The 14,299-nt window shown below is 63.6% G+C and carries 16 protein-coding genes; 9 read left to right on the top strand and 7 right to left on the bottom strand.

What is annotated here, in order from left to right; genetic code table 11:
- The first annotated feature begins 83 nt into the window (after positions 1–83).
- The 6 genes from gcvPA to RM530_RS04240 all read left to right on the top strand — a co-directional run bounded on the left by gcvPA (position 84) and on the right by RM530_RS04240 (position 5,390).
- Positions 84–1,442 carry an aminomethyl-transferring glycine dehydrogenase subunit GcvPA gene (gcvPA, locus tag RM530_RS04265; RefSeq protein ID WP_311363971.1) on the top strand — a complete coding sequence of 453 codons (1,359 nt, stop codon included), beginning with the start codon at positions 84–86 and terminating at the stop codon, positions 1,440–1,442.
- A gap of 34 nt (positions 1,443–1,476) precedes the next feature.
- Positions 1,477–1,977, top strand: a complete 501-nt coding sequence (tpx, locus tag RM530_RS04260) for a thiol peroxidase (RefSeq protein ID WP_311363970.1) — start codon at positions 1,477–1,479, stop codon at positions 1,975–1,977.
- 23 nt (positions 1,978–2,000) lie between these two features.
- The gene (gene gcvPB / locus RM530_RS04255; protein ID WP_311363969.1) at positions 2,001–3,464 is read left to right on the top strand and encodes an aminomethyl-transferring glycine dehydrogenase subunit GcvPB; all 1,464 of its coding nucleotides are present in this window, start codon (positions 2,001–2,003) and stop codon (positions 3,462–3,464) included.
- A gap of 82 nt (positions 3,465–3,546) precedes the next feature.
- The gene (locus RM530_RS04250; RefSeq protein WP_311363968.1) at positions 3,547–4,479 is read left to right on the top strand and encodes a carbohydrate kinase family protein; all 933 of its coding nucleotides are present in this window, start codon (positions 3,547–3,549) and stop codon (positions 4,477–4,479) included.
- A 329-nt stretch (positions 4,480–4,808) separates the two neighbouring features.
- Positions 4,809–5,003 carry a DUF4169 family protein gene (locus tag RM530_RS04245; protein ID WP_311363967.1) on the top strand — a complete coding sequence of 65 codons (195 nt, stop codon included), beginning with the start codon at positions 4,809–4,811 and terminating at the stop codon, positions 5,001–5,003.
- A 141-nt stretch (positions 5,004–5,144) separates the two neighbouring features.
- On the top strand, positions 5,145–5,390 hold the full coding sequence (locus RM530_RS04240; RefSeq protein WP_311363966.1) for a hypothetical protein: 246 nt from the start codon (positions 5,145–5,147) through the stop codon (positions 5,388–5,390).
- A gap of 8 nt (positions 5,391–5,398) precedes the next feature.
- Here RM530_RS04240 and RM530_RS04235 read toward each other — a convergent pair whose 3' ends face one another.
- From RM530_RS04235 to ettA, 7 genes are all read right to left on the bottom strand, one after another.
- Positions 5,399–5,788, bottom strand: a complete 390-nt coding sequence (locus tag RM530_RS04235) for a hypothetical protein (RefSeq protein ID WP_311363965.1) — start codon at positions 5,786–5,788, stop codon at positions 5,399–5,401.
- A gap of 19 nt (positions 5,789–5,807) precedes the next feature.
- On the bottom strand, positions 5,808–5,993 hold the full coding sequence (locus tag RM530_RS04230; RefSeq protein ID WP_311363964.1) for a hypothetical protein: 186 nt from the start codon (positions 5,991–5,993) through the stop codon (positions 5,808–5,810).
- 97 nt (positions 5,994–6,090) lie between these two features.
- A complete protein-coding gene (locus RM530_RS04225) occupies positions 6,091–6,600 on the bottom strand; it encodes a glycoside hydrolase family 5 protein (RefSeq protein WP_311363963.1) in 510 nt (169 codons plus the stop codon).
- A complete protein-coding gene (locus tag RM530_RS04220) occupies positions 6,573–7,094 on the bottom strand; it encodes a cellulase family glycosylhydrolase (RefSeq protein WP_311364053.1) in 522 nt (173 codons plus the stop codon). The genes RM530_RS04225 and RM530_RS04220 overlap by 28 nt, the downstream gene beginning before the upstream one ends.
- On the bottom strand, positions 7,095–7,349 hold the full coding sequence (locus RM530_RS04215; RefSeq protein WP_311363962.1) for a hypothetical protein: 255 nt from the start codon (positions 7,347–7,349) through the stop codon (positions 7,095–7,097).
- A 296-nt stretch (positions 7,350–7,645) separates the two neighbouring features.
- Positions 7,646–8,407 (bottom strand): ATP-binding protein, encoded by a 762-nt coding sequence (locus RM530_RS04210; RefSeq protein ID WP_311363961.1) that lies wholly within the window; start codon positions 8,405–8,407, stop codon positions 7,646–7,648.
- A gap of 45 nt (positions 8,408–8,452) precedes the next feature.
- Positions 8,453–10,117 (bottom strand): energy-dependent translational throttle protein EttA, encoded by a 1,665-nt coding sequence (gene ettA, locus RM530_RS04205; protein WP_311363960.1) that lies wholly within the window; start codon positions 10,115–10,117, stop codon positions 8,453–8,455.
- Between the two features lie 160 nt (positions 10,118–10,277).
- On the opposite strand from ettA, the gene RM530_RS04200 reads away from it, so the two are divergent.
- From RM530_RS04200 to RM530_RS04190, 3 genes are all read left to right on the top strand, one after another.
- The gene (locus RM530_RS04200; RefSeq protein ID WP_311363959.1) at positions 10,278–11,507 is read left to right on the top strand and encodes a threonine ammonia-lyase; all 1,230 of its coding nucleotides are present in this window, start codon (positions 10,278–10,280) and stop codon (positions 11,505–11,507) included.
- A 73-nt stretch (positions 11,508–11,580) separates the two neighbouring features.
- Positions 11,581–12,345: a DUF1571 domain-containing protein gene (locus RM530_RS04195; protein ID WP_311363958.1), complete on the top strand. Its 765-nt coding sequence runs from the start codon at positions 11,581–11,583 to the stop codon at positions 12,343–12,345.
- A 282-nt stretch (positions 12,346–12,627) separates the two neighbouring features.
- Positions 12,628–14,298, top strand: a complete 1,671-nt coding sequence (locus tag RM530_RS04190; RefSeq protein ID WP_311363957.1) for a diguanylate cyclase domain-containing protein — start codon at positions 12,628–12,630, stop codon at positions 14,296–14,298.
- Position 14,299: the final 1 nt, after the last annotated feature.

Here is a 14,299-nt window from a genome sequence, read left to right as displayed (position 1 = left end):
CGCGCAAAGCCGCCAAGACGAGCGGGAAACAATTTGCGTCTCCGCGTCTTTGCGCGAGACATCAATCCGGTGACTGAAATTCGATGCCCTTCATTCCGCACACCCAGGACGACATCAACAGCATGCTCGGCGCGATCGGCGCCAGCAGTCTGGATGCCCTGTTCGACGAGATTCCGGCGGAGCTCAAGTCCGTCGGCCTGACGCAGGTGCCGTCCGCGCTGCCCGAAATGGCCGTGGCGCGCCTGATGCATGGCCGAGCGGCGATCGACGGTGCGCCGCTGAACTTCGTCGGTGCCGGTGCCTATGAGCACCATATTCCGGCCGCGGTGTGGGAGATCACCACGCGCGGCGAGTTCTATTCGGCGTACACCCCGTATCAGGCCGAGGCCAGTCAGGGCACGCTGCAGGTGCTCTACGAGTTCCAGTCGATGATGACGGCGCTGACCGGCATGGATGTCTCCAATGCCTCGCTCTACGACGGCGCCTCGGCGCTCGGCGAGGGCCTGCTGATGGCGATGCGCGCCAATGGCAAGAGCCGTACCGGGCGCGTGCTGATGCCGGCATCGGTGCATCCCTATTATCGCGAGACGGCCTACGCAATCACGCATGCGCAGAACATCGAGCAGATCGCCATCGGATACCTGGCTGATACCGGGGCCATGGACCTGTCGGCATTGAAGGCGCATGAGGGTTCCGACATCGCCGCCGTGGTCGTCGCGCAGCCCAATTTCTTCGGGCAGTACGAAGACGTGGACGCGATCACCGACTGGGCGCATGTTCAGGGCGCGCTCGTGGTCGCGGTGGTCAACCCGACCTCACTGGCGCTGCTCAAGCCGCCCGGCGAGTGGGGCGAAACCGGTGCCGACATCGTGGTCGGTGAAGGCCAGCCGCTGGGTGCGCCCCTGTCCTCCGGCGGGCCCTACTTCGGTTTCATGTGCAGCAAGCAGGCCTTCGTGCGCCAGATGCCGGGCCGTATCGTCGGCCGCACCGTGGATCTGGACGGCAAGCCTGGCTTCACGCTCACCTTGCAGGCGCGCGAACAGCACATCCGCCGCTCCAGGGCCACGTCCAACATCTGCACCAATCAGGGCCTGCTGGTCACGGCCGCCACGATCTACATGGCGATCACCGGTCCGGAGGGCCTGGCCCGCACCGCATCCGCCAGCACCGCCAATCTTCAGGCCCTGCGTCAGGCCTTGTGTGCAATCGACGGCGTCGAGGCGGTGTTCGCGCCGGCCGGTTTCCACGAATGCGTGATTCGCCTGAACCAGCCGGTGGCGCCGGTGCTGGAGAAGCTCGCGAATCTGGGCATCGTCGGCGGTTTCGACCTGAACCGGCACTATCCGGAACTGGGCAACGCGCTGCTGGTCTGCGCAACCGAAACCAAGACGGAGCAGGACATCAAGCAGTACGCCGACGCGTTGTCGGCGACCCTTCAATGAACATTTGTACCCACGTTTACAAGGAGTACAGACGATGAGCACCGTAACCCTTAGAGGCCAGGAGATTCAGGTCTTCGGCGAGATGCTGCCGGTGGGCAGCGACGCGCCCGGACTGCGGTTGGTCGGCCTCGATCTGGCCGACGTGACGCTGCATGATTTTGCCGGCAGGAAGAAGCTGCTGAACATCTTTCCGTCGATCGATACGCCGACCTGCGCGATGTCCGTGCGCAAGTTCAATGAGCGTGCCGCGGCGATCGACGGTGCGGCCGTGCTGTGCGTCTCCGCCGATCTGCCGTTTGCGCAGAAGCGTTTCTGCGGCGCCGAAGGCATCGCCAATGTCACCATGCTGTCGCTGATGCGCGGCCGCCAGTTCGGCAAGGACTACGGTCTGCTGATCGAAACCGGGCCGATGGCCGGACTCACAGCGCGCGCGGTAATCGTGCTGGATGCCGACAACAGGATCGTCTACTCCGAACTGGTGCCGGAGATCGGCAACGAGCCCGACTACGACACCGCCCTGGCCGCCCTGGTCTGAGCCCGCAGCTTCCAAGAAAGCCCATGAGCGAAAAGCTGATCTTCGAAGTCTCCCGTCCCGGCCGCGGCGCCTACGCGCAGCGACCGCAGGCCGCAGTCGACGTCTCCGGTATTCCCGAAGCACTGCGGCGCCGAAAGCCGCCTGCTTTGCCGGAGGTCTCCGAATTGCAGGCGGTGCGCCACTACACGCGCCTGTCTCAGCTCAACTTCAGCATCGACACTCATTTCTATCCGCTGGGTTCGTGCACCATGAAGTACAACCCGCGCGCCTGCAACACCCTGGCGATGCTGCCGGAGTTCCTGCACCGGCACCCATTGGCGCCGGTTTCGCATTCGCAGGGTTTTCTGGGCTGCATGTACGATCTGCAGGAAATCCTCAAGGACGTGACCGGCATGGCCGGTGTGTCGCTGACACCGATGGCCGGCGCCCAGGGCGAGTTCGCCGGGGTGGCGATGATCCGTGCCTATCACCGCTCACGCGGCGATACCGCGCGCAGCGAAATACTGGTGCCGGATGCCGCGCACGGCACCAATCCGGCGACGGCGACGATGCTCGGCCTCAAGGTGCGCGAGATCCCGACCACCGACGACGGCGACGTGGACTTTGACGCGCTGACGGCCGCCGTCGGTCCGCAGACGGCCGGCATCATGCTGACCAATCCCTCGACGCTGGGTGTGTTCGAGCGCCGCATCAAGGAGATCGCCAGACTCGTGCACGAGGCCGGTGGCCTGCTGTACTACGACGGCGCCAACCTCAACGCGATCCTCGGCAAGGTGCGGCCCGGCGACATGGGCTTCGACGTGATCCACATGAACCTGCACAAGACCTTCTCCACGCCGCATGGCGGTGGCGGGCCGGGCGCCGGCGCGGTCGGTGTGTCCAAGCGCCTGTTGCCGTTCATGCCGATTCCTGTCGTCGGTCGTTGCGATGACGGGCGCTATCGCTGGCTCGACGAGAACGACCTGCCGCAGTCGATCGGCCGCCTGTCTGCGTTCATGGGCAATGCCGGGGTGCTGCTGCGCGCCTACATCTACGCGCGCCTGCTGGGGCGCGAGGGCATGCACCGCGTGGCCGAATTCGCGGCGCTCAACGCCAACTACATGCAGGCACGGCTGCGCGAGAAAGGCTTCGATCTGGCATTTCCGACGCGTCGCGCCTCGCACGAGTTCATCATCACGCTCAAGAAGCAGAAGCAGGCGCTCGATCTCACCGCGACCGACGTCGCCAAGCGCCTGCTCGACTACGGATTCCACGCACCCACGATCTATTTCCCGCTGCTGGTTCCGGAATGCCTGCTGATCGAGCCGACCGAGAGCGAGGACAAGGAATCGCTGGACGCCTTCGTCGACGCCATGGTCGCGATCTGGGACGAGGCCAAGGCCGACATCACCAAGCTCAAGGGCGCGCCGTACACGATGCCGGTGCGGCGCCTGGACGACGTGCGTGCCGCACGCCAACTCGACCTGCGCTGGCAGCCGGCCGCCTGATCGGGGCGGATCTTCAATTCACGCAGCGACGGCTGGTAGAGCTGGCGCCGATGACACAACGGACAGAAGAGGAAGGGAAACGATGTCGGTACTGATCTGCGGCTCCGTCGCCTATGACACGATCATGGTTTATCCGGGCCATTTCAAGAACGAAATTCTTCCGGACAAGGTGCATATGTTGAACGTGTCGTTCCTGGTTCCACAGATGCGCCGCGAGTTCGGCGGCTGCGCCGGCAATATCGCCTACAACCTGCAGCTGCTTGGGGGTGTGGGTACACCGGTCGCCACGGTTGGCGAGGATTTCGCCAACTACGCCGAGTGGATGGACAAGCACGGCGTGCCGCGTGAGTTCGTCAAGGAAATGCCCGGCACGCTGACCGCGCATGGCCATGTCGTGACCGATCTCGACGACAACCAGATCTGGGCGTTTCACCCCGGCGCGATGTCCCAGTCGCATGCGCAGAGCCTGTCGACGCAAGGCGTGAAATTGGGCACCGTCTCACCGGACGGGCGCCAGGGCATGTTGCTGCACGCCCAGCAATTCGCGGACGCCGGTGTACCGTTCCTGTTCGATCCCGGGCAGGGCATGCCGCTGTTCGATTCCGAGGAACTCACGCATTTCCTTGACCTTGCGACCTATTGTGCCGTCAACGACTACGAAGCCGAGATGTTCATGTCGCGCACCGGGCTCAGCCTTGCTGAAATGGCGCAGCGCGTGGACACCCTGATCGTGACCCGCGGCGGCAAGGGCTCGATGATCCACAACAAGGGCAAGCTCATCGAAGTGCCGTGCGCCAAGGCCGAGTCGCTGGCCGACCCCACCGGCTGCGGCGATGCCTATCGCGCCGGCCTGCTGTACGGATTGCTCCACGGCAAGGACTGGGAGACCACCGGCCGCATTGCCTCCTTGCTGGGCGCAATGAAGATTGAACGCCCCGGCACGCAAAACCATCGCTTCACGCCGGAGAGTTTCCGTGCGCGATTCAAGAAGGAATTCCGCTACGACCTGAGCTGAGTCGCCAGATCGTCAACAGCCCCTAGTGTAGGTCCGGCGCGCCCAGCGGGAGCAGTGACCGGTAAGGCCGGTAGGTGCGCAGATGGCGCATAGCCGGATCGCGCGGATAGGCCCGGTCCGCGTAGAACGGCGCCGGCGCGGCCGCGCAAGCCGCCAGGCTGATTCGACGCTCGCGGCCCAGACCTGTCCATCATCCGGTCACCCAGCCGTAGCGGTCGATGGTTTCCAGCATCGGGTGCGCTCGGGTTCTGCGGCTCATGCAGGCTGTCATGGTGGGCCGCCATATCCAGGCTAGACTGTGGCGCATCGCCGGAGTTCGGAGTGACCTTGTGACTAAAGTGATCAATCTCAAACAGGCTCGCAAGCGCAAGCAACGGACAGACAAGGCCGCACAGGCCACCGAAAACCGTGCTCGGTTCGGACGTACGCTGGCCCAGAAGCAGCTCGACGAGACGCGCCGCCAACAGAGCCAGGATGCTCTGGATGCACATCGACGCGAACAGAGCGAGACGCCGAAGTCCTAGGGTTCCCGCTGCCATTGGTTCAAGCCGTCGATGCCTGGTTGCTGCGGTGCCTACGTCAACGTGCCGCCAAACGCCGACGGCACCGCTACACTGGGGTCTCGACCATCAAGGGAGTACAAGGTGACAAGGACGGGACAAGGCTTGGCGACACTGGGACTGCTCCTGGGCTGCGCGTACGGCAGCGTCGCGTCGGCGGCCCAGATCATGGTCTGCGTCTACGAGGGCGTACCGGGGCCGTCCGATACCATCGAATGTGAAGCGGTCGGTGGCGAAAAGGCGGACCACAGTCTCGCCTCGCTCTATGAAGACGGCTGGAAGCTGGCCGAGTTGGAAGTGACGTCGAAGTTCGGCGGCGCCACGACGGTGATGTTCGTCGACAAGGACTGATCGCTGCGCTAGGGGCAACGTCGTCGCACCAGCTCCCGGGCTCCGATTCGTTCGGATAGCGACTGACCGTCGTCGGACAAGCGCAAGCGGTGCTCACCCAGCCAGGTTTGCCCCTCGCCCTTGAATTCGGCGATCAGGGCCAGGGTGTCGTCGGCTTCGACGGCGGCGGTCTGGACAGTGCCGCTGCTTTCATGGAACCGAACGCGCTCGGATTCGATGCGCAGTCGGCTGTCGTTGTCACCCGTGCCGCAGTCCTTAAGGTCGGTATTCCATTCACCGATGAAGCGTTCCGGAATCCGCATGTCCGGTGGTTCCGGCGACTTCGTGCAGCCAATGAGAATCAGCGCCAGGCCGCTCGCCAGCAAGACGTTCAGTGGAGTCCGGGTACGGATTCGCATGGCTGCACGCTTGTGCCGGTCAGCCCGCTTCGGTCGGCAATGGCGGAGCTGGATCGGCCCATTCGATCAGGTCGCCGGAAACCGGAACGTCGCTGTCCGTGCTGGTGTCGGCACTGATCGCCTTGATGCCGGGATAGACGGAGAACACCGCTTCGGCGGTGGGGCTGCGAAGCCGGTTCTGACTGCACACGAAAAGCGGGTTCATGAGGATGTTGGTCCGGACCGATGGCATCGCCCGAGCTTTCGATCGGGCGGGCGACGCTTTCAGCCTGAAATCAGACCACAAGGCTCGTGAACGGCGGCTAAATTCCGAACAGCCGGTGCAGCATCGTCAGCTTGTCCTCGCGCACCTTGAGGTCGTCGTCGAGAATGCCGCCGGTGTTGTAACTGTTGGGGGTGTAGCACCAGTAGAAGGCGCTGCGCATGTCCTTGGAGATCAGGTAGTCCACCAGGGCGTCGTGCCACTGCCGGTCCTGGTCCCCGCTGGGACCGGTGCCGTAGAAGCCGCCGAATTCTCCAATGATGACCGGGTGCTGCTCTGAAAACTGGCCGAACAGGGTTTCCCAGTCCGCCGCGAGGCTGTCCGGAAAGTCCGGGTGATCGAAGGAGTCCTTGGGAAATTCGTACAGGGCATCCGGACCATAGGTATGCGGCGAGAGCACGAGCTTCTCGTCCGGAATGTCCAGCGGGCGGTAGGCCTGAGGTTGCAGATTCTCCCAAAGGTTCATCGGAATACTGCTGTCTTCCTCGCCGTCGAAATTGCCCTGTATGCCCTCCACGAAAATCAACAGCTGCGGGTTGGCGTCCAGCACGGCCGCGGGGCGCGTTCGACGGCGCGCTGCCAATCGGCCTCCTCGGAATAGCCGAAGGGATCGCCCGGGCCCCAACGGACGACGCCGTAGGGTTCGTTGTAGGGATCGATGCCGATGAAATGGACAAGGCCGGAATAGCGCTGCGCCACGAAGCGCAGGTCACGGATCCAGTCGTCTTCACTGTAGGCCTGGGCGTCGTGCGTTTCGGCCCACATGCCCTCGCCGTAAGCGCTGGGGTCGTCCGAGTACCAGGTGAAGTACTGCGAGACGTTGCTGATGGAGTGGAAGTCCAGCCCCACATACAAGTGCTGGCGGTCGGCTTCGGCCGTCCACAGGTCCATGATTTCCAGCGGGGTTTTGCCGATCAGCTCCGCATTGAGCGTGGGTTCGACGTGGGTCGGCAGATCCTCGCCAGCCTTGAGCGGCGAATACAGCGTCTTGGGTACGAAGGGCAGGCGCACGGCGTTGAAGCCCAAATCCTTGACCTGCTGAATCTATTCCTTCCAGCCCATTTCCCAAAGGTATTCGGGAATCAGGATGTCGGCATTGAAACCGTACATGTTGATGCCGCGCAGCTGCACTTCCTCACCCGCCGGGTCGTAGAGCTTGGCGCCCTGCGCGTAGTAACCGATCACGGGTGTTTCCCCGGCGCCGTCTGCATCGTCTTCGCCGCCCGAATCCGCTCCGCCACAGGCGCCGAGCAACAACAAGGTGGTGAAGACGAACGGGTGCAGGATCGAAAATCGCATGGGACAGACGCCATTGCGGTGGAGCATGGGCAGGTCGGACCCGCTCACGGAGCCCGAAGTCCCTCCATGCCAGGAGGGTCTGCGTTGATTGCGATGATGATCCGACCAGCGGTGCGGACCTGTCGCGTCAGCGCAGACTATTGCTATGTTGCCGGCGGCGTGAATCCGAGCGTGAACGGACACAGCGTGATCAGGGCCAGTCCGAAGAGCGGATTGAACGCGCCACAGGCAAATCGGCGAAGAACCGCCTACGCCGAACAGTTTCGAGAACGGGCTCGGGAACGCTTGGCCCTGCTCTAACCGCGTCGGCCCGCCCAGTCCCTTGCGAACTGTTGCGCGACACGACCGGAGCGCGAGGCGCGCGCCAGGGCCCAGCGCAGTGCGGCTTTGATTCCGTCTTCGTCCAGCGAGTCCACACCCAGGCGCGCCAGATGCAGGTGCACCGCGTCCAGATACTGCTGCTGGGAGAACGGCTGGAAGCTCAGCCACAGGCCGAAACGCTCCGACAGAGAAATCTTTTCCTCGCTGGATTCGCCGGGATGCAGTTCGTCGCCGTGCCAGCGGTATTCGTCGTTCTCGCTCTGAAATTCCGGCATCAGATGGCGCCGGTTGGAGGTGGCGTAGATCAGCACATTGTCCGGCGGCTCTTCGATGCCGCCGTCCAGCGCGGTCTTGAGCGCGGTCAGCGCCGGGTCGTTGGCCTGAACCGAGAAGTCGTCCACGTACAGCACGAAGCGCTCGCGGCGCTCGCGCAGCGGGGCGACGATGTCCGGCAGGTCCGTGAGCTGGTGGCCCGGCACCTCGATCAGGCGCAGGCCCTGTTCGCCGAATTCGTTGAGCAGGGCCTTGACCACCGAGGACTTGCCGGTGCCGCGTGATCCGGTCAGCAGCGCGTGATTGGCCGGGCGGCCCTCCACGAACTGGCGTGTGTTCTGCACCAGAATCGCTTTCTGCCGATCGATGCCCAGCAGCTGATCGAGCCGCACCGGCTGCGGAAACTCGATCGGTTGCAGGGTGCCGTTGCGCCAACGATAGGCAAGCGTGCGGTCTGGTTCCATGCGCAGGCCCGGCCCTCAGAGGGCAGTGGAAATATTCATAAGCTCTCAGCCGATCTTCTTGTGGCGCTGACGGCGGTTCACGCCGGGCTCCGAACCATGCCGACGGCGGAAGTCCGCTTCGTAGTCCTGGTAGTTGCCCTCGTGGAACACGATCTCGCCGGAATCCTCGAAGGCGAGGATGTGCGTGGCGATACGATCCAGGAACCAGCGGTCATGCGAGATCACCATCGCGGCCCCGGGGAAGTTGAGCAGCGCGTCTTCGAGCGCACGCAAGGTTTCCACGTCCAGATCGTTGGTCGGCTCGTCCAGCAGCAGTACGTTGCCTCCGGCCAGCAGCAGCTTGGCGAGATGGGCGCGGTTGCGTTCGCCGCCGGAGAGGTCCTGCAGGCGCTTCTGCTGGTCCGCGCCCTTGAAGTTGAAGCGGCCGATGTAGGCGCGCGAGGGCATTTCCCAGTTGTTGACGCGCAGGATGTCCTGTCCGCCGCTGAGTTCTTCCCAGACAGTCTTCTTGTCGTTCAGTGAATCGCGGCTCTGGTTGACGTAGGCGATCTGCACGGTTTCGCCGATCGTGATGCTGCCGCCGTCGGGCTTTTCCTCGCCGGTGATCATGCGAAACAGCGTGGTCTTGCCACGGCCGTTGGCGCCGATGATGCCGACGATACCGCCGCGCGGCACGCTGAAGCTGAGCCCTTCGTAGAGGACGCGATCGCCGTAGGTCTTCTTGAGATCGGTGGCGTCGATCACCACGTCGCCCAGACGCGGGCCCGGCGGAATGTAGATTTCGCTGGTCTCGGCACGCTTCTGGTAATCCTGTGAGGACATTTCCTCGAAGGCCTTGAGGCGCGCCTTGGACTTGGACTGGCGGCCCTTGGGGTTCTGGCGTACCCATTCGAGTTCTTCGGCCATCGCCTTCTGGCGCGCCGATTCGGTCTTTTCTTCCTGGGCGAGGCGCTTTTCCTTCTGCTCCAGCCAGGTTGAATAGTTGCCCTCGTACGGAATGCCGTGGCCGCGATCGAGTTCCAGAATCCAGCCGGCGACGTTGTCGAGGAAGTAGCGGTCATGCGTGACCGCGACGATGGTGCCGGGAAAGTCGTTGAGGAACTTTTCCAGCCAGGCCACGGACTCGGCGTCGAGGTGGTTGGTCGGCTCGTCCAGCAGCAGCATGTCCGGCTTGGACAGCAGCAGGCGGCACAGTGCGACGCGGCGACGTTCACCGCCGGACAGCGATTCGATGTTCGCGTCCCAGGGCGGCAGATTCAACGCCTCGGCGGACTTGTCGAGCGTGACGTCCAGCTCCCAGCCATTGGCGGCCTCGATGATTTCCTGTAGCTCGGCCTGTTCGGCCAGCAGCGCATCGAAGTCCGCATCCGGGTCTTCGAAGCCCTTGGTGACTGCGTTGAAGCGTTCCAGTGCGGTGCCGAGTTCGCCGAGGCCGTCCATCACGTTGCCGCGCACGTCCTTTTCGGGATCCAGCTGCGGTTCCTGCGGCAGGTAGCCGACCTTGAGGCCGGGCATGGGCCGCGCCTCGCCGTGAAAGTCCTTGTCGATGCCGCCCATGATCCTGAGCAGCGTGGACTTGCCGGCGCCGTTGTAGCCGAGGACGCCGATCTTGGCGCCGGGGAAGAAGGACAGCGAGATGTCGCGCAGAATTTCCTTCTTGGGCGGGACGACCTTGCCGACCCGGTTCATCGTGTAGACGTACTGAGCCATCTGATATGTCTGCTGTGGCGTGCGGGGGAACACGCAATTATCGCGGTCGCGGGGTGCGCTGTCACGGCGCACCTCCGGAAAAGCGGGATATTGGCTTGTTTGGTCAGGGTTGCCGTGTTGCGTCACCCTATAATCGCCAACTGTTCCAGTGGATTGAATCATGTCGATCACGATCGAGGATGTGCGGGCGGCGGCGCAGCGAATTTCCGGCCAGGTGATGCGGACGCCGATGCGGCCGTCCCGCGTGCTTTCGAAAATCACCGGCGCCGATGTCTGGCTCAAGTTCGAGAACTTTCAATTCACCGCTTCGTTCAAGGAGCGCGGTGCGCTCAACAAGCTCGCCAGCCTCAGCGAGGACCAGCGCGCGCAGGGCGTGGTCTGCATGTCGGCTGGCAATCACGCGCAGGCGGTGGCCTATCACGCGACGCGGCTGGGTATCAAAAGCCTGATCGTGATGCCACGCAACACGCCGTTCACCAAGGTGCGCAACACGCGCGAACTCGGCGGCGAGGTGCTGCTGGAAGGCGAAACACTGGCGGATTCCTGGACCTATCTGGAACGCGAGCTGTTGCCGCGCGGCTACACTCTGGTGCATCCCTACGACGATCCTCTGGTGATGGCCGGGCAGGGCACGATCGCCCTGGAGATGCTCGGCGAGCAGCCGGACCTCGACGCGATGCTGATTCCGATCGGCGGCGGCGGCCTGTTCGCCGGCAATGCTGTGGCGGCACATGACGTGAACCCGAAGATCGAAATGTATGGCGTGGAGTCGGCGGGCTATTGCTCGGCCTATGCCGCGCTGCAAGGCGATGCCTCGCTAGCGCGTGGCGGCCCGACGATCGCCGAAGGCATTGCCGTGAAGAACGTCGGCGCGATGACGCTGCCCTTGATCCGCGATCACGCCGCCGATCTGCTGCGCGTGGAGGAAGCCGTGATCGAACGGGCCGTGGGCATGCTGGCCAATGTCGAGAAGGTCGTGGTCGAGGGCGCCGGCGCCAGCGGGCTGGCGGCCCTGCTGTCCGATCCGGCGCGCTTCGCCGGACGGCGCCTCGGCTTGATCCTGTGCGGCGGCAACATCGATCCGCGCCTGTTGGCCTCGGTGCTGCTGCGTCAGTTGGTGCACGAATCGAGGCTGGTGTCGCTGTCGATCGAGATCGAGGACAGTCCCGGCTTTCTGGCGCGTGTCGCGGGCTGTGTCGGCGCCGCCGGCGGCAATATCGTGCAGGTGCATCATGAGCGACTGGCTACCGGCCACGGCGCCAAGCTGACGGTGCTGGAGATGTTGATCGAGGCACAGGACGGCGCGCACGCGGAACAGGTGATTCGCGATCTGGGCGAGGGCGGCTTCGTGGTGCGCCGCGTGCACGGCGAGCACATCGAATTCGAGTAGCGCGGTCAACCGATCGGTCGCTGCGCGGTTTACGAAACAAGTGCTTACAGATCGGCCGATGCGGAGGCGCCTCATGCGTGCTTCACTCTCGGTTATGAATGTTCTGATCAAGCCTCAGTCCGGCTGGGTCCCGCCGATGTTCGTGCTGCTGTTCGCCTGCACCAGTTTTGCTGCACACGCGCAGGCCTCTGCCGATCCGCTCGCACCGCTCAAACGCCTGGCCCAGATCGCGGCGGATGTGGACGATTACACGCTGCACATGGACCGCGATCAGCGCCATGACGATCCATCGGACGACATGGAGCCAGCCACCGTGCTGGTCAAGCATCGCCGTGAACCTGCTTGCGTCTACATGCGTTGGATCGAGAAGCCGCACAAGGGCCGCGAGATGCTGTACTGCAGCGACAAGTACGATGGCAAGATCCAGGTTCACGAAGGGGGATTCCTGGGCATGGTCAGCATCACCATGGACCCGAAGAAGGAATCCTCGGCGCGCGGCCTGGGTTTCCGCTCGCCGGACGAGATCGGTCTGTTCGGTTTGTCGCGGATGGTCGACGATGTACGCGAACGCGGGCTGAGCCCGCAGACCTCGGTTCGGACCATCAACGAAGCCGAGGCTACCTGCCTGCGTTTCGACGGTGGCGCCGAGGTGCCGCGCCGTTTTGAAGTGGGTGCGCGCGAGCTGTGCGTCGATACGCAAAGCGGGCTGCCGGTCGGGCTGCGCCTGTGGTCGCCGGACGGTACGCTGATGGAAGACTCGCGCTTCTCGATGATCATGCTCGACGCAGGTCTGACGGACCTGGACTTCGACAAATCGAATCCAGATTACGACTTTTGATCACTTTTCGGCGGGTTCCCGTATGCTCATGGCGTCGGTGCGACCTTCGATGCGCTGAACCGGGCCGTTTGTCTGTATGACGGCCGCTCGGTGAGTTGCCGGGCCTACAGTCGGAATTTCAGAATTCCTTGCGGCTCTGCCGGTCACGCAGGACTTGCGCGTACAGATATCGGCCCGTAAGAGGCGATGCGCACCCGCAAAATGGAACGAACGCGTGTTTTCGGTGCTGTCCAGGGGAGGGGCGGCGGCGAGCTTCGCTTTTTGCTCAGGAGCTTTGTTGCGATGTCAGGGGATCGAGCGTCGCCGCCGGCGGATCTTGGCGGCAAGGCGTTTTACATGTTCGTGGGAAACTGGGTCGCCTTGGCGACGCTGATCCCCATGGTGATTGCTGGTCTGATGCTCAGCTTTCTGTTCATCGACCGCGCCGAGCAGGACGACATGGCCGATCTGCAACGCATCGTCGGCGGTGTCGCGCGGGGAATGGATGCCTATCTCGACTCCAATATCGTCATCGCCAGTTCGGTGGCCGAGGCGGTGCATCTCTATTCCGGGCCGAATCCCGGTGTGAGCCGGTCTTTGCCTGAGCTGATCGTAAGTCAGCGCGAAACGGTGCTGAGCATTACGATCACGGACGCAGAGGGTGCGATCATTAGCGCATCGCCGGGCGGCGCAAGGCCTGCGTCCGATCTTCCGGAGTTGTCGAGGCAGTCGCCGGCACGATTTTCGACGCTGCGCCAGCCGGCTGGCGGCGATGCGCAACTCGGCGTCACGGTGCCGATTCGCGACGCGGCAGACGTCTATTCGGGAGCGGTCCATCTGGAATTCTCGCTGGCACCTTTGATTGCTCTTGGGCGAGAAATTGGTGGTCAGGATATGGACCTTCGGCTGCTGGATGCCGCCGGCCACGAGGTGGCTCTGAGTGCGCATGTCGCGACAAGCGCGGTCCCCGAATCCGTGTTGCTGGCCGATCGTACGCTGTCCAATGGCTTCGTCGTCTCCGGTCGGCGCTACGTGCAGACCGTGGAACTGCGTGAATGGAATGAATACGCGGTGGCGGCTTGCCTGTTGTTGCTGGCATCCATGGTGTCCTGGCTGGTGGCGCAGGCGGTGGCGCATCGGGTCACCAAACCGCTCGCGGGCCTGGCGCGTGATCTCGCGGACCTGAATCTGGAAGGTGGCCAGCACCAACTCGATGTGCCGGACGATGCCCCGCGGGAAATCCGCGCATTGTTCGGCGAATTCAATGCCTTGCTGCGGCGCCTTGACCTGTCCTATGGACAGCTGCGTGAATCGCTGGAAGAAGCCAAGCTTTTGCGCCGCCGCATGGAGCATGTGATCGACGAGCGCGACGCGATCATCAGCAAGCGCACCGCGGATCTGCAGAGCCGTACCGCGCAGCTGGAGCGAGCCAATTCGGCATTGCAGCGCGTGGCCATGGAAGACGCGTTGACCGGGCTCGCCAATCGTCGCGCGTTCGACGAGTTTCTGGCGCTGGTATGGCGCCTGTCCTTGCGCGAGCACGTGCCGGTATCGCTGATCCTGATCGATATCGACTGTTTCAAGTCGTACAACGATCATCTGGGACATCAGGCCGGCGATGACTGTCTGCGTCAGGTCGCGCATGCCATGCGCAGCCTGGCCAAGCGCCCGCTCGATCTGGTGGCGCGCTACGGCGGGGAAGAGTTCGCGATCGTGCTCGGCCGTACCGATCTGGCCGACGCGGCGGATATCGCGCAGATGGTGAGGCGTGCGGTCGAATCCATGCGTATCGACCATGCGGCCGGCGGCATCAACGGTATCGTCACGATCAGCCTCGGCGTGGCCTCGATGTTGCCGGACGAGACGGCGGAGGCCGACGATCTGATCGCGATGGCGGATAACAATCTATATGCCGCCAAGGATCGTGGCCGTAACCGCGTCGAGTTCGAGTTCCCGACCGCTCCGGAGTCGTAGC

The sequence above is a fragment of the Banduia mediterranea genome, assembly GCF_031846245.1.
Lineage (GTDB): Bacteria > Pseudomonadota > Gammaproteobacteria > Nevskiales > Nevskiaceae > Banduia > Banduia mediterranea.
Note: the sequence above shows the minus strand (reverse complement) of the source record. Positions and strands in the feature narration are given on the sequence as shown.